Source organism: Deferrisoma palaeochoriense (assembly GCF_054656955.1).
The window spans coordinates 24824-48957 of the sequence record NZ_BAAHXI010000021.1; the positions used below are offsets into that span (position 1 = coordinate 24824).

Genomic DNA, 24134 nt, shown 5'->3' on the forward strand with positions numbered 1-24134 from the left:
TCTGGGAACACCGGGCCGGAGGTTTCGCCATCCGGAACCGTGCCCAGAGGGACAGGAACGGATGAAACATCTCCAGGCGGCCTCCGCGGCGCTCAATCGCGCCGTGGAGGCCCTGTTGTGTGTTCTGGCGATCGGCATGTCGGCCCTCACGCTGGCCCAGGTGGTGGCCCGGTACGGGCTCAACCACTCGATCTTCTGGAGCGAGGAGGTGGGCCGGATGATCCTGATCGCGCTGACCTTCCTCGGCGCCTCGGCGGCCTGGGCCCGGGGCGCCCACATCGGGATCGACGTGTTGACCGGCCGCCTACCCGGTGGGGTCCGGCGTTGGGCCCGGGCCTTCGCCTGCCTGTGCGGGATGGCGTTCGGGCTCTTCCTGGCCATCTACGGCGCGGAGTTCGCCTGGTTCGCCCGGCGGGGGGTCATGAGCGCCACTGGGCTGAGCCGGAGCGTGCCGGCGGCCGTGGTGCCCCTGGGGGGCGCGATCCTCGCGTTCCACGCCTTCGTGGACCTCTTGGCCACGTTGCGGGGTGGGGGGGCCCGCGAATGAGCGTGACCGGCGTCCTCCTCGGGGTCCTGGCGGGGCTTTTTCTCCTCGAGGTCCCCATCGCCGTGGCGATCGGGCTCGCGTCGGTGGCCGCGTTCGTGGCCGGCGGGGACTTCCCGCTGATCACGGCCGTCCAGCGGATGTACGGCGGGGTGGACTCGTTCCCGCTCATGGCCGTTCCGCTGTTCCTTTACGCCGGGGGCCTCATGGAGGCCGGCGGCATCTCCCGGCGCATCGTGGCCTTCGCCGACGCCCTGGTGGGCTGGCTTCCGGGGGGGCTGGCGGCCGTGGCCGTGGCCTCGGCCATGTTCTTCGCCGGCATCTCCGGTTCGGCCGCCGCCGACACGGCCGCGGTGGGCGGCATCCTGGTGCCCGCCATGATCTCCCGCGGCTACGCCCCGGCCTTTGCCGGCGCCGTCCAGGCGGCCGGCGGCAGCATCGGGGTGGTCATCCCGCCCTCGATCCCGATGATCATCTTCGGGTTCCTGACCGGCGCGAGCATCGGCAAGCTGTTCGCCGCGGGCATCCTGCCCGGGGTGCTGATGGGCACGAGCCTCATCGCGGTGAGCGCCCTGGTGTCCCGCCGCCGGGGATACGGGGCGAGCCAGGCGTTCTCGCTGGCGCGGGTCTGGACCACGTTCCGGGACGCCCTCTGGGCCCTCGGCGCCCCGGTGGTCATTCTCGGCGGCATCCTGGGCGGCGTGTTCACGGCCACCGAGTCGGCCGCCGTGGCCGTGGGCTATGCCGTGTTCGTCGGACGGTTCGTGTACCGGGAGCTACGCTGGCGCGATATGCCGCCGATCTTCGTGCGAGGCTCCATCACGGCCGCCGTGATCCTGTTCATCATCTCGGCCGCGAGCGCGTTCTCGTGGCTCCTAGCCATCGAGGACATCCCCTCGCGCCTGAGCGCGGCGCTCCTGGGGATCACCGAAAACCCGGTGCTCCTCATGCTGCTCGTGAACGCCGTGCTTCTCGTGGCCGGCACGTTCGTGGAGACCACCGCGAGCCTCATTCTGCTGGTGCCCGTGATCGTGCCGCTGGCGCCCAAGCTTGGGGTGGACCTGACCCAACTCGGGGTCATCGTGGTCATGAACCTCGCCATCGGCATGCTGACCCCGCCGCTGGGAATCTGCCTGATCGTAAGTTGCGCCCTTGCCAACGAACGCATCGCGGCCATCAGCCGGGCGGTGCTGCCGTTCCTCCTGGTGCTTCTCGCCGATCTCCTGCTCGTGAGCTTCTGGCCGCCGCTGACCCACTGGTTTTCCGGATAAATCGGGGAGCCCAGCGGTTTTGACCCCGCGGGAACGCGGTGTTAGGTTTTTGGGCGCTTTCGTCCCCCTGAACCGAGGTTCGCCCATGGCGAGGGAATGGTTCTGGCTCTCCTGCCGTCACGAGATCGACCGACTGTTCGACACCCTGGTCCACACCGCCTGGGGTCAGACCCCGGGCACCGCGCCCGCCTGGAGCCCCGCCGTGGATGTCGTGGAGGAAGAGGACCGGTACCGGATCGAGATGGATCTGCCGGGCGTCGAGACGAACGACCTCAGCATCACGGCCGAACAGGGCGCCCTGCGGATCGAGGGCGTTCGCCGCCGCAGGCCCGGGGGAGGCGGGATCCGCCAGCACCTCTCCGAGCGCCCCGTGGGGCCATTTCGCCGGAACTTCCGGCTCCCCTCCGACGCCGACCCGAACACGGTCCGGGCTCGCCTGCGGGACGGCGTGCTCGTGGTCGAGGTCGCAAAGCGCGGGTGAGCGTTTCAGAACCGCCCCGCCCAGAGCGGGATGCGGCCGGAAAGGCGGCCTCTCGCTCGGAACACGAACGAAGCGTCGAACTGTGGGGGTGGCAGCCTGCCTGCGCCGAGCACCGCAGATTTGCACGTCCTCCCCGAGGGTCGATCGCGGGAGCCGATCCGGGCGTCACGTTACGTCACGGCCCCCGGACCCGCCAGGGATTATCCCATGGTTTCACAAGGCCAAGGCCACGTGCCGCCTAGCCGGCCGGTTGCCTAGCAGGAGGAGTCTCGATCCCATGGCCCGAAAGAAACGCGCGAGGAAACCGAGGGAACTCGGCCCCGAGGACCTGGGGCCCCCGATCCGACCCGAGGAGTTTCCGTTCGAGACCACGGGCGAGGTGGAGCCCCGCCGGAGCCCCCTGGGCCAGGAGCGGGCCCTGCGCTCGCTGCGGCTCGGGACCCGCATCCGGGCCCCGGGGTACAACGTGTTTGTCCTCGGGCTCACGGGCAGCCGCAAGGAGGCCCTGCTCCGGGACCTCATCCGGGAACACCTGCCCCCGCTCCCCCCCCCACCCGACTGGGTGTACGTGTACAACTTCCGGGACCCGGACCGGCCGCTGGCCCTGCGGCTCGAACCGGGCCAGGGCCGCCAACTGGCCCGGGACATGGAGGGGTTCGTCGAAACGCTGCGCCGGAAGATCCCCGAGGCCTTCCAGACCGAAACCTTCGAACAGGAAAAGGAGGCCCTCTCCAAGAAGTACGACGCCCAGATCCAGGAACTCCGGGAGCGGTTCGAGGCCTCGGCCCGGGAGAAGGGCCTGGTGGTCCAACCCACTCCCCAGGGCCAACTGCTCTTTATCCCCCTCATCGACGGCAAGCCCATCGAGGACCCGTCCCAGTACGAGGCCCTCCCCGACGAGGAGAAGCAGCGTATCCGGGAGGCCCAGGAGGCCCTCGGCCGGGAGGCCCGGGAGCTGTTCAAGAAACAGCGGGAACTGATGGAGGCCCTGGGCCGGGAGGTCCAGCAGATCGTCAAGGTCTACGCGGCCCGCATCGTGGATCCCCTGGTGGAGGAGATCGCGGCGCGCTACGGGAACCCCAGGGTGGCCGAGTACCTCAAGGCCGTGCGGGACCACACCTTGGAAAACCTGGAAAAGTTCCGGCAAGAGGACGAAAAGCCCGCCCTTCCGTTCCCGCTCCCGATGCTCCGGGCGCTGCAGGCCGACCGATTCCTCGAGTACCGGGTGAACGTGGTGGTGGACAACGAGGGCCGCGACGCCGCCCCGGTGCTGACCGAGGAGAGCCCCACTTACCGGAACCTGTTCGGCGCCATCGAGAAGGTGGTGGACGAAACCGGGAAGCTCGTGACGAACTTCACCCGGATCAAGTCCGGGAAGATCCTCCAGGCCTCGGGCGGGTACCTGGTGTTCAACCTGGAGGACGCCATCACCGAGCCCTTCGTGTGGAAGAGCCTCAAGCGGGTGCTCCGGAGCGGGCTCGTGGAGATCGAGAGTTACCAGCCGCTCAGTTTCCTGAGCGTGGCGGGGCTCGTGCCCGAGCCGATCCCGGTGAACACCCGCATCGTGGTGTACGGGAGCCGGCTCCTGTTTCACATCCTGTCCTTCTGGGACCCCGAGTTCGCCGAGTGCTTCAAGGTGATCGCCGACTTCGGGCCCGACACCGACCGGGACGGCGACGGGGTGCTGGCCTACGCCCAGCGCATCGCCCACATCTGCGAGGTCGAGGGATTCCCCCCCTTCGACCGGGGGGCCGTGGCCGAGGTCGTGCGGTTCGGGGCTCGCCGGGTGGAGCACAAGGAGAAGATCTCGGCCGTGCTGGAAGACGTGGACGACCTGGTGCGGGAGGCCGGGTTCTTCGCCGCCGAGGCAGGCGCGGCCCGGGTTTCGGCCGAGCACGTGCGCCAGGCCCTGGAGGACCGGATCTTCCGGTGGAACCGCGTGGAAGAGCGGATCCGGGAACTCATCGCCGAGGGCACCCTGCTCGTCGACGTGGACGGGAAGAAGGTGGGGCAGGTAAACGGGCTCGCCGTCTTGAGCCTCGGGGAGTACGCCTTCGGCCGGCCGTCCCGGGTCACCGCGAGCCTCGGCATGGGCACGGCCGGCATCGTGAACATCGAGCGGGAGGCCCGGCTTTCGGGCTCCACCCACGATAAGGGCGTCCTGATCCTCGCCGGCTACCTCCGGAACCGGTTCGGCCGGAACCGGCCCCTGTCGTTCTCGGCGTCGCTCGCGTTCGAGCAGTCGTACTCGGGGATCGACGGCGATAGCGCCTCGTCCACCGAGCTTTACGCGCTCCTTTCCCGCATCGGGAACCTTCCGCTGCGCCAGGACATCGCCGTGACCGGGTCGGTGAACCAAAACGGGGAAATCCAGGCCATCGGCGGGGTCAACGAGAAGATCGAGGGCTTCTACCGGGTGTGCAAGGCCGTCGGCCTCACGGGCCGCCAGGGCGTCATGATCCCCGAAGCCAACGTGCGCCATCTCGTCCTCCACCCCGAGGTGGTGGAGGCCGTGCGGTCCGGCCGCTTCCACATCTACCCCGTGCGCACGGTGGACGAGGGGATCGAGATCCTCACCGGGATCCGCGCCGGGCAACCCGGGGAACCCGGCACGGTGAACGGCCTCGTGGACGAGGCCCTCGAGGAGTTGGACCGGCGCCTGAGGGAGCGAAACCAAGGCAAGGACAGGAAGGAAAACGGCCGGGACAAGACGGAAGAGCAGGAGGGCCCCCGGGAACCGGCCCCGCCGCCGAAACCGCCCGAACCCGAGGGCGGGGAGTCGTGAGCGCACAGGGCCCGCCCCCGGCGGCCCGCCTTCCAACGGGGAGAGACGCCCCGGACGGGGGCGCGGCCGCCGGTCACGGGGGTGATTGCGCCACCCCCACGGCGGATACCGCCGGAACGTCGGCCCCTGGTGCGGAACCGGCTCTTACAGGCGGGGCTCGGCGGTATCTCCCGAACCCATGGGGTTCGGCCTTCCAGCTTTCCAGCCTCCCAGCTTCCCAGCGGTGAAGATTCATGGACGACGCACCCGATGTGAACCCATCCCGGCCGGTGGTGCTCCCCCGGTCGGAACACCCCATCAGCCGCAAGCTCATCGACCCGGATGCCCTGTGGATCCTCCGGCGGCTCCACCGGGAGGGGTACCTCGCCTACCTCGTCGGCGGGGCCGTGCGCGACCTCATGCTGGGACGCGAGCCCAAAGACTTCGACGTGGGCACCAACGCCCGGCCCAGCGAGATCCGCCGGCTCTTCCGCAACTCCCGCCTGATCGGCCGGAGGTTCCGGATCGTCCACGTGTACTTCCGCCGCAAAGGGCAGCCGGAGAAAATCATCGAGGTGAGCACGTTCCGGGGCCAGGCCACCTGGGACGAGGAGCCGGATCCCGGGGAGATCCCCCCCGAGGACCTGGACCTCACGGGCAACGTGTTCGGCACCCCGGAAGAGGACGCCTGGCGCCGGGACTTCACCGTGAACGCTCTCTTTTACAACATCGCGGATTTCACGGTGGTGGACCACGTGGGGGGGATCGAGGACCTGCGGCGGGGGGTGATCCGGATCATCGGCGATCCGGACGTCCGGTTCACCGAGGATCCGGTGCGCATGCTCCGGGCCGTGGAGTTCACCACCCGGCTGGGGTTCCGCCTCGAGCCCGAGACCGAGGCCGGCATCCGGCGAAACGCCCCCCGCATCGCCGAGGCCTCGCCGGCGCGGCTACGGGAGGAACTTCGGCAGCTGGCGGAACGGGGCATTTTGGCCGAGGTGCTGGCCCGGGCCCACGACCTGGGCCTTTTCGAGGCCCTGCTGCCCGATGTCGAGGAGGTGGAGGGGGTGTTTCCGCTCCTGGAGCGGCTGGACGAGGCGGCACGGGCCGGCGAACGGGTGCTCGAGTCCCGCACCCTGGCGGCCCTGGTGCTCCCCACCGTGGCCCGGCGCTACCCTCTGGCCCCCGGCGCGAACCTGGAAGAGGCCCAGCAGGCCATCGCCCCGCCGGTGGAGTCCCTGGGCCGGCGGTACAACATCTCGTCCTTCATCCGGCACGAGGCCCGGGAACTTCTCCTCTCCCTCTACCGCATCGCCCGGGGCAAGGCCTACCGCACCAAGGGCCGGTTTGTCCGGAAGCCCGAGTTTCCCGAGGCCTGGGCCTGGTTCAACGCCTGGGCCCGGATCGCGGGCGACCTGGACGAGGTGGAGGCCTACTGGGAGAAGTACCTGGAGAACCTGAACCGTCCAAAGGGGCCCGGGAACCGCCGCAAGCGAAAACGCCGGCGCAGGAAGAAGACCGCCCCGTCCGGCCCGGACGCCTCATCCGGCGAAACCCCGGGCGGCGAGTAGAACCCGCCGTTCCCCCGAGGGATCCGCCGTCCTCGGCGTCCGTCGGAAGCTCTGAAAACAAAACCGGGCCGCCCCGTCGGGGCGGCCCGGTGCGCTTCTGGGGTCGGCTTCCCAGCTTCCCAGCCTTCGAGCTTTCTAGCCTACTAGCCCCCCAGCTTTCCAGCCTTCTAGCTTTCCAGCCTTCTAGCTTTCCAGCTTTCCAGCCTTCCAGCCTTCCCGCTTTCCCCCTTCCCGCCCCTCACCCCCCCTTTCCCGTCAGGTACTCGTGGATCGCGTCGGCCGCCTTCCGGCCGGCGCCCATCGCCAGGATCACGGTGGCCGCGCCGGTCACCACGTCGCCGCCCGCGTACACCCCGGGCATGGTGGTGGCGCCGGTGGCCTCGTCGGCCTGGATGGTGCCCCACCGGGAGGTCTGGATGGCCGGGGTGGTCGACGGAATCAGGGGGTTCGGAGCGTTCCCGATGGCCACGACCACCGCATCCACCTCAAGCTCGAACTCCGACTCCGGGATCGGCACCGGCCGGCGGCGGCCCGACTCGTCGGGCTCCCCGAGCTCCATGCGCACGCACTCCAGGGCCCGAACCCAGCCGTTCTCGTCGCCGATCACCCTCTTCGGATTCGTCAGGAGCTGGAACTCCACCCCCTCTTCCTCGGCGTGGTGGATCTCCTCGATCCGGGCCGGCATCTCGTCGCGGCTCCGGCGGTACACAATGATGGAGCGCTCGGCCCCGAGCCGCAGCGCCGTGCGCGCCGCGTCCATGGCCACGTTGCCGCCGCCCAGGATCGCGACCCGCTTCGCCCGGGCGATGGGGGTGTCGTACTCGGGGAACAGGTAGGCCTTCATCAGGTTCGACCGCGTGAGGTACTCGTTGGCCGAGTAGACGCCGTTCAGGTTCTCGCCGGGGATGCCCATGAACTTGGGCAGCCCTGCGCCGGCGCCCACGAACACGGCGTCGAACCCGTCCTCCTTGATGAGCTCCTCGACGGTGCGCATCTTGCCCACCACGAAGTTCGTGACGATCTTCACCCCCATCTTCTGGAGATAGTCCACCTCGGCCTGGACGATGGCCTTGGGGAGCCGGAACTCCGGGATCCCATACACCAGCACCCCGCCGGGCTTGTGGAGCGCCTCGAACACCGTGACGTCGTGACCCTTTCGGATGAGGTCGCCGGCCACCGTGAGCCCGGCCGGGCCGGAGCCCACCACGGCCACCTTCTTCCCGGTTTTCGGCGGCAGTTCCGGGATCTTGACGGCGCCCTGGGCCCGCTCCCAGTCGGCCGCAAACCTCTCCAGTCGGCCGATGGCCACGGGGTCACCCTTCTTGCCCAGGATGCAGTAGGCCTCGCACTGGTTTTCCTGGGGACACACCCGGCCGCACACGGCCGGCAGGCTGTTCTTCTCTTTCAGGATGTCGACGGCCCGCTGGAAATTGCCCGCCTCGATCTCGGCGATGAAATCCGGGATGAACACCTCCACCGGGCAGCCCTTGCGGCAGGCGGGCTTTTTGCACTTCAGGCACCGCGACGCCTCCAGTTGGGCCATCTCGGGGGTGTAGCCCAGGGGGACCTCGTCGAAATTCCGTGCCCGCACCTTCGGGTCTTGCTCGGGCATCGGGGTGCGGGGGGGACGCTCTTTCTTCGCCATGGCTCCATGACCTCCGTCAGGGGGCGTTCCGCCCCCGGTTTGTCTGGATGGGTAACCGAACCGCCGGACCTCAGCCGTGACACTGGTGGCCGGCGTGCTGCTCCGACCAGATCTGCATGGCCCGGCGTTCGTCCTCCACGTACATCCGAAGCCGCTTCGCCAGCTCGTCGAAATCCACTTGGTGGCCGTCGAACTCGGGCCCGTCCACGCAGGCGAACTTGGTCTCGCCGCCCACGGTGACCCGGCAGGCCCCGCACATCCCCGTGGCGTCGACCATGATGGGATTGAGGCTCACTACGGTGTGGACCCCGTAGGGCTCGGTGACCCGGCAGCAGGCCCGCATCATGGGCACGGGGCCGATCGCCACCACGAGGGAGACGTTTTCCTTGCCCTCCCGCTCGATCACCTGCTTTAGGACGTCGGTCACGAACCCGTGATGGCCGTAGGACCCGTCGTCGGTGGCCACGAGGAGCTCGTCGCTCGCCCGCCGCATCTCGTCCTCCATGATGAGGAGCTCCTTGGTGCGGGCCCCGATGATGGAGACGACGCGGTTCCCCGCCTCCTTAAGGGCGCAGGCGATGGGATGCACCGGCGCCACCCCGATGCCGCCGCCCACGCACACGGTGACCCCGTCGAACCTCTCGATGTGGGTGGGCTTGCCGAGGGGACCGGCCAGGTCGAGGAGGGCGTCCCCGGCCTTCAGGGTACCCAGCTCGCTCGTGGTCTTGCCCACGGCCTGGAAGACCAGGGTGATGGTGCCCGCCTCGGGATCCTTGTCGGCCACGGTCAGGGGGATCCGCTCCCCTTTCTCGTGGATCCTGAGGATCACGAAGTTGCCGGCCCGGTGCTTCCGGGCGATCTCGGGGGCCTGGATCACCATGCGGTGCACCGTCGGCGCCAGGGTCTGCTTTTCCACGATGGTAAACAAGCCTCTTCCTCCCGCCGAAAAACACGGCTTCTGCCAGGGTTGCGAAAGTTCCCGCGCGCACATATAGAAGACCGCCCCCTCCGGTGTCAACCCGGCTCAGAGAACAGACTTCGGAAGACAGAGTTCAGCTTCCGGAAGTACCCCGGCGGACCTCTCCTCCGGTCTCAGGGGGAAGGCCGGACCGAAGGTTTCGTGGGCCCGTCCAGGAGCGCCCGATCCGGGTCGAGCCGGTCGTAGGCGTCCAGGGCCGTGAGAACCTTTTTCACGTAGCGCCGGGTCTCCCGGTACGGGATCGACTCCACGAACACATCCAGGGGTTCCCCGGCCCACCGCTTCCTCCACCGCTCCACGGCCGCGGCGCCCGCGTTATAGGCGGCCACCGCCGCCACCAGGTCGCCCCCGAACCGGTCCAGGAGGTCCCGCAGATGACGGGCCCCGAACCGAAGCGCCAGGGCCGGGTCGAAGAGGTCCTCGGGCTCGAAGGGGTCCACCCCGAGCCGCCGGGCCACGACCCCGGCGGTGGAGGGGATGAACTGGGTGAGTCCCCGGGCCTCCCAAGGGGAATAGGCCTTCGGGTCGAAATGGCTCTCGGTGTGGGCCAGGGCCAGGAGGAGGTGGGGGTGGATCACGGCCTCGGCCGCGGCCCCGGCCGCCTCCTCCGGAAACGCCACCGGAAACGCGAGGCCCTCGGCCGACAGTGGGTCCGGCTCGCCCGTGGGGGGCCAGTCGGCCCAACCACGGGAGGCGGCCCGGACCGCCCCGGCGTAGTCCCCGGCCCAGTACCGCAGCCGGGCCGCCGCCTCGCCCCGGGCCGGGTTCTCCGCGAGGAGACGCCGGGCGGCTTCATCGAGCCCGAGGCGCAGGTACACTCCCGGCCGGCCGGCGGCCTGCAGGTCTTCCAGGGCCGGGGGCCAGTAGGGCAGGGCGCTCGACACCGGGCGTCGGGGATCGGGGAGGGCCCAGCCTTCCGGGCTCCCTTCGTCCTCCCACTGGGCGGCGAGAAGGGCGTAGTACCCCAGGGGGTGCTCGCCCACGAGGGACTCCCGCACCGCCTCGGCTGCCGGGCCGTCGCCGGCCGCTTCCAGGGCCCGGGCCTGCCAGTACAGGCCCCGGGCCCGCTGCCACCCGGGAACCGCCCCCCGGGCCGAGGCCGCGAAGGCCCGGGCCGCCTCGGCAAACCGCCCCTGGCGGAAGGCGTCCCAGCCCAGGTTGAACCGGGCGTCCCGGGCCTCGGCGCTCCCGGGGTAGGCCGCGAGCAGCCGGCCCCGGGCCCGGGCGGCCTCGTCCCACAGGCGGCGGCCCTCAAACACCCGGTAGGCCTGGTAGAAATAGAGGGGCGCCCGGCGGCTCCGGGGGTACCGCTCGGCGAGCCGCACCAGGTCCGGGGCCCCCTCGTCGCCCCGGTCCAGACCGAACAGACACCGCGCCCGGTAGAACCGGGCCTCCTCCTCGGTCCTGGGATCCCGGGCCGCCCGGCCCAACGGCTCCAGGGCCTCGTCATACCGCCGAAGGAAATAGAGCGCCTTCCCCAGCGCCAGGTCCAGCTCCGGCTCGATACGGCTCCCCGGGATGAGCCGGCGGCGAAGCTCCCGCAGGGTGGCCACCGCCTCGTTCCGGCGGCCCCGGTCCAGAAGGCGCTTCCCCCGAGCGAAAATCCTCTCCCCGGCCAACGGCTTGAACGGATCGCCTCCCCCGGCCGCGGCAAGGACCGGCTCGGCCGCCCGGCTTTCGGCCCGGTGGGCGAACTCCACCCACAGCCGCTCGGCCACCCGGAGAGCTTCCGCCCGCCGCCCGGCGGAGCCGAGCGCGGCGAGCTGCCCCACGAGGGCCCGTACCTCCCAATCCTCGTCGGGGGCCACCTCCGCGAGGCGCGCGTAGTGCGCTGCCGCCTCCGCGTGGCGACCCTCCGCCGCGGCCGCCTCGGCGAGGAACACCAACGCCTCGGGGAGAAACGGGCTCGGGGGGCTCGCCTCGGCCACCGCCCTCCAGTGGGGCGCCGCCTCGTACGGCGGGAGGAGTCGTCCGAGGGCCGCGTGGGCGGCGTCGGCCGGCTCGAACCCCGCGGCTAGGAGTTCCCGGTAGATCGCCACGGCGGCCCCGGGATCCCCCGCCTCCAGGCCCCGGGCCTCCCGGAACCGGGCCTCCGCGGCGGAAGCCGTGGGGAATCGCTCCCACACGGCCGCCCGGGCGACAACCGCCGCCGCCCACGGTACAATGGCGACCAGCAGGAAGCGGGCCGCGAGCCGCGCGGGGCCGCTTCGTTGCATCCGACCGTTCACGCTGCCTCCTCGGTCCGGGGACCGGCCCGGTCCGGGGTGGGGAGGGAACCCGCCATGTACCGGACCTCGCCCGGCCCCATCCGCTGGATCCCGGTTCGACAGGACCTGCCTTCCCCCCGCCTTCCCGACCCCGCGGCGGCGCTCCGGCGCGCGCTCGAACGCGCCCCTCGGCCGCCCCGGGGCCGTGTCGCCGTTCCCGTGGGAAGCCGGCACATTCCCGGCCTCCCGAAGCTGGTGCGGGAACTGGTGGACTGGCTGCGGGCCGAAGGCGCCGACCCGTTTGTGGTGCCCGCCATGGGAACCCACGGGGGCGGCACCCCGGCCGGGCAGAGGGACACTCTTGCGCGGCTGGGGATCACCGAGGAGACCGTCGGGGCGCCGGTGGTCTCCGGCGGCGAGGTGGTGCGCCTGGGCGAGGCCGCGCCCGGGCTTCCGGTGTGGTGCGACCGGGCCGCGGCCGAGGCCGCGGCCGTGGTGCCCTTGCACCGGGTCAAGCCCCACACCGCGTTCCGAGGGGTTCTCGAAAGCGGGCCCACGAAGCTTCTGGCCGTGGGGCTCGGGAAGGCCGAGAGCGCCCGTGCGGTTCACCGGTACGGCCCGGCCGACGCCCTGCCCAAGGTCCTTTCGTTCTGGCTCGCCTCGGGCCAGCTCCCCTTCGGGATCGGGCTCGTGCCCAACGCCCGGGGCGAGGTGGCCCACCTGGAGCTCCTGGAGCCCCGGACCTGGCTCGATGCCGAGCACCGGCTCCTCGAGCGGGCCCGTGAGCTCGTGCCCCGGCTTCCCTGGGATGACCTCGATCTGCTGGTCGTGGACCGGCTGGGCAAGGACGTCTCGGGTACCGGCATGGATCTCCACGTGATCGGGCTCGAGCGGCGGTTTCCCGGATGCGGGGCCACGCCCCGCGTCCGCAGGGTCGTGGCCCTCGAGCTCACGCCGGCCTCCGGCGGGAACGCCAACGGCGTGGGCTACGCCGACGTGGTCACCCGCCGGCTCGCCGACGCGATCGACTGGGACGCCACCTACGCCAATGCCCGGGCCACCGGGTTTCTCGAGGCCGCCCGGCTGCCCTACGTGGCCGCCGACGCGGACGAGGCCGTCACCGTGGCCCTCGACGCGCTCGGGTCCGATGCCGAAACCGTCCGGGCGGTGCGGATCCCCGACACCGGCCATCTGGAGCGGTTCTGGGTCAGCCCCGCCCTCGCCGGCGAACTTCCCCCGGGTGTCCACAGGGACTGTGGATAACCTGTGGATGGCCCTGTGGACGATCGGCCCGAAGGCCGTGGTTTCGGCCCCTCCTCCGGGGTGCACTCTTTTTGTGCGACCCGGAAAGAAATTACAAAAACCCCACAATTCCAATGCTTTCCACCAACACTGAACACCAAGATCGATCCGGCCGGGCCCCGCGTGCCGGAACCCGCCGCCTGGCTTGCGAGTTTTCCACACGCCGCGCCGCGGGCTTCTATGGCGCCGTGTCCCCTGGGCGTTTCCGGCGATCCAGGTAGTCCGCGTAGAACGCCCGCTTGAAGGAGGTGAATCGGTCCTCCAGAATCGCCTCCCGGGCCCGGGCCATGAGCTGGGTGTAAAAGTGGATGTTGTGCACCGTGGCCAGGGCCTTCCCCAGGGGCTCGTCCACCGCGAACAGGTGGTGGAGGTACGCCCGGGAGAACCGCTGGCAGGTGGGGCAGGCGCAGGAGGTGTCCACCGGGTACCGGTCCTTACGGTACTGGGGCCGTTGGATCCGCATCTTCCCGGTCCAGGTGAACAGGGTCCCCCCCCGGGCGAACCGGGCCGGGATGATGCAGTCGAACATGTCCATGCCCCGCTCCACGGCCTCGAGGATGTCCTCGGGCTTTCCCACCCCCATGAGGTACCGGGGCTTATTCTCCGGCAGGAACGGCTCCGACATCTCCACGGCCCGTTTCATGAGCTCGTGGCCCTCCCCCACGCTCACCCCGCCCACGGCGTACCCCGGAAAGTCCATGGACGCCAGGGCCCGGGCGCACCGCTCCCGCAGGTCGGGGTACACGGAGCCCTGGACGATGCCGAAGAGCGCCTGGTCGGCTGGCTGGCGGTGGGCCTCGAGGGAGCGCCGGGCCCAGCGTAGGGTCCGCTCCACCGAGGCGGCGGCGTAGGCGTGCTCGGCCGGGAAGGGGATGCATTCGTCGAAGGCCATGATGATGTCGGCCCCCAGATCGTTCTGGGTGCGGATCGACTCCTCCGGGGTCAGGAGCAGGGTCTGGCTCCCCTCCTTGTCCAGGGGAAACCGCACCCCCTCCTCCTCGATGACCCGACCGGGCAGGCTGAACACCTGGAATCCCCCGGAGTCGGTGAGGATCGGGCCCGACCACCCCATGAACCCGTGGAGTCCCCCGCACCGGCGCACCACGGCCGGCCCCGGCTGGAGCAGGAGATGGTAGGTGTTGGCGAGCACGATCCGGCCGCCGGCCCGGGCCACGAATTCCGGGTCCACGATCTTCACCGCCGCCTGCGTGCCCACGGGCATGAACACCGGGGTCTCCACCGCGCCGTGGGGGGTGAGGAGCACCCCCGCCCGGGCCCGGGTCCCGCGGTCCCGGTGGACGAGTTCGTGTCGGACGGGTTGGCTCACGTTCGGTTCATCCGGTCGAGTTTGGCGTAGAGGGTGTTCCGGTTGATTCCCAGAAGCTCGGCCGCCCGGATCCGAACCCCCCCGGCCCGGTTCAACGCCCGGGCCACGGCGATCCGGTCGAGGCGGTCCACCAGCGCTCGGTACACCCCCTCCGGGGGCGGCCGGTCGAGGAGCTCCTCCACCCACCGGCCGAGCACCTCCTCGGCGCTTCCCGCCGGCACGACGTCCCGGCCCGGCCCGTCCACGTGTTCGGCACCGACCTCGCCCCCGCCGGCCCGGGCCGCGGCCTCCCGCACCACCCCCTCGAGCTCCGCCACGTTCCCCGGCCAGGCCCGGCTCCGCAGGGCGGCCTCGGCCTCCTCGGAGAACCGGGCCCCCGGGCCCGCCACCCGCGCCAGAAGGGCCCGGGCCAGGGGCACCACATCGGCCTTGGCCTCGACGAGCGACGGCAGATGGATCGGCAGGGCGGCCAGCCGGCGGTAAAGATCGTCCCGAAAGCTTCCCCGCCGCACGGCCTCTGCGAGTTCCGGCCCGGCCGAGGCCACGACCCGCGGATTGCCGGTTCGCAGGAACCGGAGGAGCACGGCCTGGAGGTCGGCCGGCAGGCTCTCCACATCCTTGAGATACAGGGTGCCGCCCGCGGCCTGCTCGGCGGCCCCGCCGGGCCCGAACAGGGCCCGCTCCAGGTCCCCGGGCTCCCTTCCGGCGCAGGGGACCTCCACGAACGGGCCCGGAAGGGCGGACGCGGCATGGATCGCGCGGGCCACGAATCCCCGGCCCGTGCCGGGGGCGCCTGTGATCAAGGCGGGGGAACGGCCCCGGGCCGCGAACCTCACCTGGTCCCACACGGCGGCCCGGGCCGGGCTCTGGCCCACCCAGGCCGGGGGGCCGTAGCGCTCCTGGAACGCCTCCCGGAGCCGCCGGTTCTCCTCCTCCAGGGCCCGGCGGTCGCTCCGCAGCCGCTGCTGTGTGCGCACCGCCTGGGCCACCAACGCCGCCACCACCTGGAGCACCCGCAGATCGTCCTCGAGCTCGTCCCCGACGGCGGGCAGCCGGTCGGCCGAGAGCACCCCCACGGTTTCGCCGGCCACCTTGACCGGCACGCACAAGAACGCCACCCGGGAGCGGTCGAGCCCGGCCCGGGCCCCCGTGCGGTCGAGGAACAACGGTTCCGCCCCGATGCTCGGGATCACCATCGGCTCGCCCCGTGCGAGCACCCGCCCCATGACCCCCTCGCCCACCCGGTACCGGCCCCGCCGGATCTCGGCCGGGGTGAGCCCGTGGGCCACCTCGATCACGAGTTCCCCGGTGCCCGGCTCCACGAGCGCCAGTGTGCCCCGCTGCATGCCGAGCTCCTCGGCCAGGATCCGAAGCACGGGCTCCACGGCCTCGGTGAGTTCCAGCGACGCACCCACGGCCTGGCTGATCCGGTACAGGGCCCGGAGCTCCTTGACGGTGCGGGGCAGGGGGCGGGATGTCGCGGACTCGGTCATGGGCGGCCTCGGCGCGGTAGGGGAAGGGATCCGAGTATAGGAGGCGCCAGCCGGGGGGTCAAAACCCCGGCCGGTTTGGCCTCCCCAAAACCAAATCCCACGGTTTCACACCCCGTTTTAGGTTCTTGACACCCCTAGGGTCCTTCACTAAGATGCGCGCCACCCTGGATCTGGGCCGGGGGACGGACCGTTTCGTTTTGCCAAAAAGGAGGTCGACCCATGCGTAAGAAGCTTCTTCTCACCGCGGCGGTGGCGTGCCTGGTCGGATCGGCGGCTTGGGCCGCCGACACCATCAAGATCCCCGTGGCCTCGCCGTTCACCGGGCCCCTGGCCTCCTTCGGCGAGGGGGTGAAGAACGGCGCCCTGCTCAAGGCCGAGGAGATCAACGCCGCCGGCGGCATCAACGGCAAGAAGGTGGAGATCCTCCTGGAAGACGAGCTGTGCGACCCCAAGGAGGCCGCCAACGTGGCCACCAAGCTCGCCGGCGACAAGGAGATTGCGATCGTGGTGGGGCACCTGTGCTCCTCGGCGAGTCTCGCGGCCGCGCCCATCTACAAGGACGCGAAGCTCCCGGCCATCTCGCCGGCCTCCACCAACCCCAACCTGTGTAAGTCGAGCCCCTACTACTTCCGGAACGTGTACAAGGACGACTTCCAGGGTGCGTTCCTCGCCCGGTACGTGGACGAGGCCCTGGGCTGGAAGAAGATCGCCATCTTCTACGAGACCAACGACTACTCCATCGGCCTGAAGGACGCCTTCGTGGCCGAGGCCAAGGAGCGGGGCGTCCAGATCGTGGGCACCGAGGCCTACACCTCCGACACCACCGACTTCACGCCCCAGCTCTCCAAGTTCAAGATGATGAAACCCGACGCGATCTTCATCCCCGGGTACGCGCCCCAGGGCACCCTGATCGTGAGCCAGGCCGCCAAGCTGGGCATGAAGGTGGGCTTCTTCGGCGCCGACGGCCTCGATGACGACGTGATGCTCAAGAACCCCGACGCCGAGGGGCTCTTCGTGACCACGCCGTTCCTGCCCGACGCGGCCGGCCCCGAGGCCCAGGGCTTCATCAAGGCGTACAAGGAGAAGTACGGGATCGAGCCCAACTGGTTCGCGGCCAACACCTACGACGCCGTGGGCCTGGCGGCCCAGGCCATCGCCAAGGTGGGCCTCGACCGGGAGAAGATCCGGGACTACCTGGCGAGCCTGAACTCCCCGGAGAAGGCCTACAAGGGCGTGACCGGCGCCACCTATTTCGACGAGAACGGCGACTGCCTCAAGTCGGCCTTCATCAAGGAGATCCGGGGCGGCAAGTGGGTGAGCGCTAAGAAGCAGCTCCAGTAGCCCCGATCTGAGTCGGGACGATCCGGGAACAGGTAGGCGGGGAGCCTACCTGTTCCCGCGTTTGGGCCCCGCGTTTTTCGGACGGGTGGGGCCTTCGGTCGCCCACCCGCCCCGATGTGAACCCCTGGAACCCCCATCGGGGTTCCCCCTGACCCGCTTGGCTGCGAGGCGGCCGAGGAGGACCCGGCGGTGGACTGGCAAAACCTGTTCGACATGTCGTCGCTCTTCCTGCAGCAGCTCGTCAACGGGCTCACGGTGGGCGGCGTGTACGCCCTCATTGCCGTGGGCTACACCATGGTGTACGGGGTGATCGAGCTCATCAACTTCGCCCACGGCGAGATCTACATGTTCGGGGCGTTCATCGCCTACCACCTGGTCACGGTGTACGAGGTGCCGTTCTTCGTGGCGGGGCTCGTGGCCGTGGCCACCTGCGCGGTGATCGGGGTCCTTCTCGACCTCGTCGCCTACCGCCCCCTGCGCAACGCCCCCCGCCTCGCCGCCCTGATCACGGCCATCGGGATGAGCATCTTTTTCCAGAACGTGGCCCTCATCAAATGGGGCGCCACGATCAAGAGCTACCCGCTCGAGGCGCTGCCCGCGTTCTTCTCGGACGTGGCGGTGCAGATCGGCGACGTGCAGGTCACCTGGCTCCAGGTGTTCATCCTGGCCACGACCCTGGTGCTCATGTACGTCCTCCACACCATCATCCACCGCACCAAGGTCGGCACGGCCATGCGGGCCATCGCCCAGGACAAGCGCGCCGCGGCGCTCATGGGCATCAACGTGAACCGGGTGATCTCGTTCACCTTCGCCCTGGGCTCGTCGTTGGGGGCCGTGGCCGGGATCCTGGTGGGCGTGTTCTACAACGCCATCTGGCCCACCATGGGGTACATCGCCGGCATCAAGGCCTTTGCCGCCGCGGTGCTCGGGGGGATCGGGTCGGTTCCGGGGGCGATGCTCGGCGGGGTGGTGCTGGGGGTGGCCGAGGTGTTCGGAGCGGGCTACCTCTCGTCCCAGTACCGCGACGGCATCGCCTACGCCGTGATGATCCTGGTGATCGTGTTCAAACCCTCCGGCCTTCTCGGCAAGGCCACGATCCAGAAGGTGTGAGGAGGGCACCATGGGTAACGGCATGCGCCTTCGGGCCTATCTGGAAGACCATCCCCGGGCCACCGTGGCCGGGATCCTCCTGTTCGCCCTGGTGCTCCCCTGGCTGCCCCTGGGGGAGGCCTCGGGGTACGTCACCCGTGTGGCCACCCTGACCATGGTCTACATGGGGCTTGCGCTCGGGCTCAACATCGTGCCCGGGTTCACGGGGCTCCTGGACCTGGGGTACGTGGGGTTTTACGGCATCGGCGCCTACACGGCCGGGCTCCTCACCATCCACTACGGGCTGTCCTACTGGGTGATCCTCCCCCTGGCGGCATTGAACGGGGCCCTGTGGGGCATCCTGCTGGGGGCCCCGACCCTCCGGCTCACCGGCGACTACTTCGCCATCGTGACCTTCGGGTTCGCCGAACTCGTGGGCCTGGTGATCCGAAACGAACTCTGGCTCACCCGGGGCCCCATGGGCATCCCCGGCATCGCCGCCCCCTCGATCTTCGGTCACGTCCTGAGCAAGGAGTGGGAGTTCTTCTACCTGATGCTCGCGCTCCTCGCCTTTGTGGTAATCCTGGTCCGGCGGGTCGAGGACTCCCGGCTGGGCCGAGCCTGGTTCGCGATCCGGGAGGACGAGATCGCGGCCGAGGCCTGCGGGGTGAACATCATCCGGTACAAGATCCTCGCGTTCGCGGTGAGCGCCTCCATCGGGGCCCTGGTGGGATCGTTCTACGCCCGGTGGTTCCGGTTCATCCACCCCGACATGTTCAAGTTTTGGGAGTCGATCCTGGTGCTGTGTCTGGTCGTGCTGGGGGGCATGGGATCGGTCGTGGGGGTGATGCTGGGGGCCCTCGTGATGATCCCCATGACCGAGATCCTCCGGGTGGGCCTGGGGGCCTTCGTGGACTGGGCCGGGCGGGCCGAGATCACTTGGATCAGTCCCGACCTCGTGAACGCCCGGTACCTCATCTTCGGACTCATCCTCGTGCTCATGATGCGGTTCCGGCCCGAGGGGCTCTTCCCCGAGGTCCGGGTCCGGGGCGAGATGCACCCCGGCTCCGACAAGGAGCGGGAGGCCGAGGACGAGAGCTTCTATGAGGTCGCCACCGACCACGACAAGAACTCCCTGGGGTAGCCAGCCATGATTCTCGAAGCCAAGGGTGTGACCAAGGTGTTCGGGGGCCTCACCGCGGTCTCCGACGTGGACGTCTCGGTGGGCGAGGGGGAGATCGTGGGGCTTATCGGGCCGAACGGCGCCGGGAAGACCACGCTGTTCAACTGCCTCACGGGGGTGACCCGGCCCACCAAGGGGACGATCCTTTTCCGAGGCACCGACATCGTGCCCCCCGTGGAGGAGTCGGCCCGGCGCACCGTGGAGCGGGCGAGCGCGCTCACCCTTCTGCTTTCGCTTCTCTGGATCCCGGTGTTCGCCTCCGCCGTGCTGCCCCACGTGTTCTTCCAGGTGGAGACGTTCCTGGCCGTGTTCGGCCTGGGGGTCCTGCGGGCCTACACGGCCCGGCGCATGCGCACCGGCGTCGAGTGGACCCGGGGGCTCACGTTCCTGTTTGCCGGCATCGATTTCTGCACCGGCCTGTGGTGGCTCACCCGGCTCGGCCAGTACGGGGACCTGCGGTTCTTCCCGGTGCCCGAGGCGTTCCAGTTCATGCCCCTGAAGCCGGTGCTCGCGGCGTTTTCGGTGGTGTACCTGGTGTACGCCCCTTGGGTTGTCGTCACGCTCCTGCGACCGAAGGTCCGGGCCGTGTTCGGCATCTTCATGCGGCCCGACACCGTGAACGTGCTCGGCATGGCCCGCACGTTCCAGAACATCCGGCTCTTCGGCAACCTCTCGGTGATCGACAACGTGAAGATCGGGCTCCACGGCCGCACGAAGGTGGGCTTTCTGGGTGCCGCGCTACGGACCCGCGCCTTCCGGGAGGAGGAGGCCCAGATCACCCACAAGGCCATGGAGGCGCTTCGGTTCGTGGGGCTCGAGCACCGGGCCGGGGCCCTGGCCCGGAACCTCCCCTACGGCGAGCAGCGGCTCCTGGAGATCGCCCGCGCGATGGCGAGCGACCCCAAGCTGCTCCTCCTGGACGAGCCCGCCGCGGGCATGAACCCCCAGGAAACCGCGAGCCTCGTCCATCTGATCGACCGGATCCGTAAGCAGGGCATTGCGATCCTGGTGATCGAACACGACATGAAGGTCATCATGCGCATCTGCGACCGGATCGTGGTGCTCGACCACGGCGTCAAGATCGCCGAGGGCACCCCGGCCGAGATCCGCACGAACCCCAAGGTGATCGAAGCCTACCTGGGACGGGAGGCCGCCGCCCATGCCTGACGCCCAGCCCATGCTCAAGCTCGAGAACGTCCACACCTATTACGGCAACATCCACGCCCTCAAGGGGGTGAGCTTCGAGCTCCAGGAGGGCCAGATCGGCTGCCTGATAGGGGCCAACGGGGCCGGCAAGTCCACCACCCTGATGACCATCTCGGGGATCGAGCGGTGCCGGGAGGGCTCGATCGAGTTCCTGGGCAAACCCATCCACCGCACGCCGCCCGACGAGATCGTGCGCATGGGGATCTGCCAGGTGCCCGAGGGCCGCCGGATCTTCCCCCGGCTCACGGTGCGGGAGAACCTGCTGCTGGGGGCGTACATCCGCAAGGACAAGACGAGCATCCAAAAGGACATGGACCGGGTGTTGGGCTACTTCCCCCGGCTCGCCGAACGGCTCAACCAGGACGGGGGCACCCTATCGGGCGGCGAGCAGCAGATGCTCGCCATCGGGCGGGCGCTCATGAGCCGGCCCCGGCTGCTCCTCCTGGACGAACCGAGCCTGGGGCTCGCCCCGCTTGTGGTGGAGACAATCTTCGAGATCATCGCCGAGATCGCCAAGGAGAAGATCACCGTGCTCCTGGTGGAGCAAAACGCCAACGCCGCCCTTCAGCTCGCCGATTACGGCTGGGTGTTGGAGACCGGCCGGATCGTGCTCCAGGACGAGGCCAAGGCGCTGCTCGCGAACCCCAAGGTCCGGGAGGCCTATCTGGGGGAGGGATAGGGGCTCCGTTGCCCCGCCCACGGGGCGTTGTTCGCGCGAGCCGCCACGCCGCGCCCTTCAGGGCGCGGCGTTTCTGTGCCCGCGCCGTGCTCGCCGACCGGCCGGATGCGTGGTAGATTCGGCGATACCGATAGGCCTCCGTGCCGTTTCACCCCATCGATGGGAGGAGTGTCATGAGCGCAAGCCCGATCCGTCTGATCCTGGTGGCCGTGGACCTTTCCGACGACGGCTCGAGCGTGTGCACCTTCGCCAAGACCCTCGCCACCACCATCGGGGCCGACCTCACCGCGCTGTACGTGGTGGAGTCGCTCCCCGAGGGGCTGATGGGGCTCGATCTCCCGGCCCTCCGGTCCGATGACGCCGTTCCCGAGCTCGAGCAGGAGGCGCTGCGGGCCCTCCGGGATCACGCGCTGACAAACCTGGGGGAGGGGGTGGGGCTCCACGTGACCGCCGGGGATCCGGCCGAGGAGATCCTCCGGGTGGCCTCGGAGCGCAACGCCGACCTCGTGGTCCTGGGGAACCACGGCCGAAGGGGGCTCGCCCGGGCCCTCTACGGCTCCACGGTGCAGCGGGTGGTCGAGGCGGCCCGGTTCCCGGTACTGGCCGTCCCCCTGCCCGCCTGACCCCCCAGCCGACCCGAGCACCGTGGGACTTCCGGACCCGCTCTCCCTCTGGCCCGACCCCGAGCGGCTCGGCGAGGATCCGGCCGCCGAGCTGGGCCGGCTCGCCCATCTCACCCGGGCGGCCGCCGCGGCCCTCTGGCACGCCGAGCGACCGGCCGTATGTCTGGCGTGGCCGGAAGCGGCGGTCGCGCTCTGCGATTGGCTCGGGGCGGACACCCCCGCCCCTCCTCCGCCGTTCGGCGCCGCACGGCGGATCCCCCTGCCCGGCGAACCGGCCCGGCTCGGGCTCTTTTGGGAGACCGACGCGCCCACCCCCATCACCGGCCTGGACGGGGCCGCGGCCCGGCTGGGGCCGGCCCTGCGGCTCGCCCGGCGGTTCCGGGAGGTGGCGGAGCGGGAGGCCCGGTACCGCCGGATCTTCCGCGAGATCCCGGTGTCGATCTGGGAGGAGGACTTCTCGGCCCTAAAGGAGGAGCTCGACCGGCTCCGGGCCGAGGGGGTCACCGACGTCGAGGCATACCTCGCGGCCCACCCCGAGTTCGCCGTGCGGGCGGCCCGGTTGGTCCGGATCCTGGACGTCAACGACTACACCCTGAGGCTGTTTCGGGCCCGCTCGCGGGAGGAACTCCTCGGTTCGCTGGACAAGATCTTCACCCCCGAGACGTTCCCCGTGTTCGCCAAGGAGGTGGCGGCCCTCGCCCGGGGCGAGCGGTTTTTCGAGTGCGAGGGGCAAAACCACACCGTGGACGGCCAGCCCCTCGAGGTGCTCATGCGGGTGGAGTTCCCCCCGGAGAAATCCGACCTCTCCCGGGTCACCGTGAGCATCACCGACATCACCCGCCGCAAGCGGGCTGAGGAGGCGCTCCGCCAGGCCCGGGAGGAGCTGGAGGCCCGGGTCCAGGCCCGCACGGCGGAACTCGAGGAGGCCAAACGCCGGCTCGAGGAGGACATCCGGGCCCGGGAGCGGGCCGAGGCCGAGCGGGAGCGGTTCCGAAAGGAGCTCGAGCGAAGCCGACTCTTCGAGGCCGTGGGACAGCTCGCGGGCGGCGTGGCCCACGACTTCAACAACCTCCTGGGGAGCATCCTCGGCTGCCTCTACGGCCTGCGGCTCCGGCTGGAGGGCGATCCCGAGGCCCTGGCCGAGCTGGACCGCGTCCGGGACCTGTGCAAGCAGGGCGGGGAGCTCACCCGGCAGCTTCTGGCCATCGCCCGGCGCCAGGGCGGCCGGGACGAGGCGGTGGCCGTGGGCCGGCTCGTCCAGGAGGCCGCCGCGCTCCTCCAGCGGACCTTGCCCCGGACCATCCGGCTCGCCATGGAGGTGGAGCCGGAACTTCCGTCGGTGCGGGGCGACCGGTCACTCCTGACCGCCGCGCTCCTGAACCTCGGCGTGAACGCCCGGGACGCCATACCCCAGGGCGGGGAGATCCGCATCGGGGCCCGGTCGGCCGGGGACGGGTGGGTGCGGATCTGGGTGGAGGACACCGGGGTGGGCATTCCCCCCGACGTCCAGGACCGGGTGTTCGAGCCGTTCTTCACCACGAAGCCCGTGGGCCAGGGCACGGGGCTCGGGCTCTCCATGGTGTACGCCACCGTGACCGAGGCCGGGGGGCGGGTGACGCTCCACTCCGAGCCCGGCCGGGGCACCCGCATCGAGCTCGCGCTTCCGGCGGTAGAGGGGTCCTCCCGTCCGGCGGCCGGGGGGGACCCTCGGCCGTCATCTCACCCCCTGTGCTCGGCCACGGTGCTCGTGGTGGAGGACGAACCCCCGGTGGCCGAACTCGTGGACCATGCCCTGCGGGGCGCGGGGTACCGGACCCGCTGGGCCCGGGACGGGATCGAGGGGCTCGAGGCCGTGCGGGACCTGGGGACCGACCTCGGAGCGGTGCTCCTCGACCTCGTGCTCCCCCGGGCCGACGGAACCGCGGTGTACCGGGTGCTCCGGGAGCTTGCCCCCGAGGTCCCCGTGCTCTTCATCACGGGCCGCGAGGACCTGGCCCGCAACCTGGCCCCCGGGATTCCCGTGCTCGCGAAGCCCTTCGACGGGGCGGACGTATTGGCGGCGGTCTCCGAAGTCCTGGCCGGTCCCCCGTTCACCAGATGCGGCTCTTGATCTTCCCGAACGGTTTGAGCAGGAAATCCACCAGGGCTTTCTCGTAGTACCCCCGGGACCGGAGATCCTCGGCCACCCGCTCCTCGTAATGGCGCCGGCCTTCCGCAATGGCCGCCGCCAGGAGCTCGAAGAGTCGGTCCTCCACGATTCCCCGTTCCACTTCGTTTTTGTGGTAGGCGGCCAGGTCGCTTACAATCGTCCGGGCGAGTCGCCGGGCCTCTTCCTCGTCGCGGATCGGTTCGTCCATGCTCTCCATCCCCGGTGGGCCGAAGGCCGCTTTTTCAGCCATGGCGCGACGATAGCACCCGCTCCTTACGCC

General features: G+C 70.2%; 18 protein-coding genes and 2 pseudogenes. 14 read left to right on the plus strand and 6 right to left on the minus strand.

The features are described 5' to 3' along the window. Positions 1-61: 61 nt before the first annotated feature. The 5 genes from ACYQ8L_RS07760 to pcnB all read left to right on the plus strand — a co-directional run bounded on the left by ACYQ8L_RS07760 (position 62) and on the right by pcnB (position 6631). Positions 62-547 carry a TRAP transporter small permease gene (locus tag ACYQ8L_RS07760; protein WP_459941213.1) on the plus strand — a complete coding sequence of 162 codons (486 nt, stop codon included), beginning with the start codon at positions 62-64 and terminating at the stop codon, positions 545-547. Further along, positions 544-1815 carry a TRAP transporter large permease gene (locus ACYQ8L_RS07765; RefSeq protein WP_459941214.1) on the plus strand — a complete coding sequence of 424 codons (1272 nt, stop codon included), beginning with the start codon at positions 544-546 and terminating at the stop codon, positions 1813-1815. Before ACYQ8L_RS07760 ends, ACYQ8L_RS07765 begins: the two co-directional genes overlap by 4 nt. Positions 1816-1900: 85 nt before the next feature. Further along, the gene (locus tag ACYQ8L_RS07770) at positions 1901-2296 is read left to right on the plus strand and encodes an Hsp20/alpha crystallin family protein (protein WP_459941215.1); all 396 of its coding nucleotides are present in this window, start codon (positions 1901-1903) and stop codon (positions 2294-2296) included. A 277-nt stretch (positions 2297-2573) separates the two neighbouring features. Further along, on the plus strand, positions 2574-5081 hold the full coding sequence (locus tag ACYQ8L_RS07775; protein WP_459941216.1) for a Lon protease family protein: 2508 nt from the start codon (positions 2574-2576) through the stop codon (positions 5079-5081). A gap of 233 nt (positions 5082-5314) precedes the next feature. Further along, entirely contained in the window at positions 5315-6631 is a 1317-nt protein-coding gene (pcnB, locus tag ACYQ8L_RS07780) for a polynucleotide adenylyltransferase PcnB (protein ID WP_459941217.1), read from the plus strand. A 238-nt stretch (positions 6632-6869) separates the two neighbouring features. Here pcnB and gltA read toward each other — a convergent pair whose 3' ends face one another. The 3 genes from gltA to ACYQ8L_RS07795 form a co-directional block, all read right to left on the minus strand. After that, positions 6870-8276: an NADPH-dependent glutamate synthase gene (gene gltA, locus ACYQ8L_RS07785; RefSeq protein WP_459941218.1), complete on the minus strand. Its 1407-nt coding sequence runs from the start codon at positions 8274-8276 to the stop codon at positions 6870-6872. A 70-nt stretch (positions 8277-8346) separates the two neighbouring features. After that, positions 8347-9204, minus strand: a complete 858-nt coding sequence (locus ACYQ8L_RS07790) for a sulfide/dihydroorotate dehydrogenase-like FAD/NAD-binding protein (RefSeq protein WP_459941219.1) — start codon at positions 9202-9204, stop codon at positions 8347-8349. A gap of 164 nt (positions 9205-9368) precedes the next feature. Next, positions 9369-11483, minus strand: coding sequence for a transglycosylase SLT domain-containing protein (locus tag ACYQ8L_RS07795; RefSeq protein ID WP_459941220.1), 2115 nt, complete (start codon positions 11481-11483; stop codon positions 9369-9371). A gap of 54 nt (positions 11484-11537) precedes the next feature. Between ACYQ8L_RS07795 and ACYQ8L_RS07800 the strand changes: the two genes are divergently transcribed. Next, positions 11538-12725, plus strand: a complete 1188-nt coding sequence (locus tag ACYQ8L_RS07800; protein WP_459941221.1) for a nickel pincer cofactor-dependent isomerase, group 22 — start codon at positions 11538-11540, stop codon at positions 12723-12725. Positions 12726-12942: 217 nt separating this feature from the next. Here the strand turns inward: ACYQ8L_RS07800 and tgt are convergent, their stop codons facing one another. Both tgt and ACYQ8L_RS07810 read right to left on the minus strand, forming a co-directional pair. After that, positions 12943-14091, minus strand: coding sequence for a tRNA guanosine(34) transglycosylase Tgt (gene tgt / locus ACYQ8L_RS07805; protein ID WP_459941222.1), 1149 nt, complete (start codon positions 14089-14091; stop codon positions 12943-12945). Next, a complete protein-coding gene (locus ACYQ8L_RS07810; protein ID WP_459941223.1) occupies positions 14088-15584 on the minus strand; it encodes a sigma 54-interacting transcriptional regulator in 1497 nt (498 codons plus the stop codon). The genes tgt and ACYQ8L_RS07810 overlap by 4 nt, the downstream gene beginning before the upstream one ends. A 219-nt stretch (positions 15585-15803) precedes the next feature. On the opposite strand from ACYQ8L_RS07810, the gene ACYQ8L_RS07815 reads away from it, so the two are divergent. From ACYQ8L_RS07815 to ACYQ8L_RS07850, 8 genes and pseudogenes are all read left to right on the plus strand, one after another. Beyond that, positions 15804-16925, plus strand: a complete 1122-nt coding sequence (locus ACYQ8L_RS07815) for an ABC transporter substrate-binding protein (RefSeq protein ID WP_459941224.1) — start codon at positions 15804-15806, stop codon at positions 16923-16925. 213 nt (positions 16926-17138) lie between these two features. Further along, positions 17139-18035: a branched-chain amino acid ABC transporter permease gene (locus tag ACYQ8L_RS07820; RefSeq protein ID WP_459941235.1), complete on the plus strand. Its 897-nt coding sequence runs from the start codon at positions 17139-17141 to the stop codon at positions 18033-18035. Between the two features lie 10 nt (positions 18036-18045). After that, on the plus strand, positions 18046-19158 hold the full coding sequence (locus ACYQ8L_RS07825) for a branched-chain amino acid ABC transporter permease (RefSeq protein WP_459941225.1): 1113 nt from the start codon (positions 18046-18048) through the stop codon (positions 19156-19158). 6 nt (positions 19159-19164) lie between these two features. Beyond that, positions 19165-19389: pseudogene (locus tag ACYQ8L_RS07830) on the plus strand (ATP-binding cassette domain-containing protein); the annotation flags it as partial. Positions 19390-19800: 411 nt separating this feature from the next. Further along, positions 19801-20364 (plus strand): annotated as a pseudogene (locus tag ACYQ8L_RS07835) (ABC transporter ATP-binding protein); the annotation flags it as partial. Positions 20365-20374: 10 nt separating this feature from the next. Continuing rightward, positions 20375-21082, plus strand: coding sequence for an ABC transporter ATP-binding protein (locus ACYQ8L_RS07840; RefSeq protein ID WP_459941236.1), 708 nt, complete (start codon positions 20375-20377; stop codon positions 21080-21082). 173 nt (positions 21083-21255) lie between these two features. Beyond that, entirely contained in the window at positions 21256-21705 is a 450-nt protein-coding gene (locus ACYQ8L_RS07845) for a universal stress protein (protein WP_459941226.1), read from the plus strand. A gap of 22 nt (positions 21706-21727) precedes the next feature. Beyond that, on the plus strand, positions 21728-23815 hold the full coding sequence (locus tag ACYQ8L_RS07850; RefSeq protein ID WP_459941227.1) for a hybrid sensor histidine kinase/response regulator: 2088 nt from the start codon (positions 21728-21730) through the stop codon (positions 23813-23815). On the opposite strand, the gene ACYQ8L_RS07855 is transcribed toward ACYQ8L_RS07850, so the two are convergent. Next, positions 23796-24062 (minus strand): hypothetical protein, encoded by a 267-nt coding sequence (locus tag ACYQ8L_RS07855; RefSeq protein WP_459941228.1) that lies wholly within the window; start codon positions 24060-24062, stop codon positions 23796-23798. The genes ACYQ8L_RS07850 and ACYQ8L_RS07855 overlap by 20 nt on opposite strands. Positions 24063-24134 lie beyond the last annotated feature (72 nt).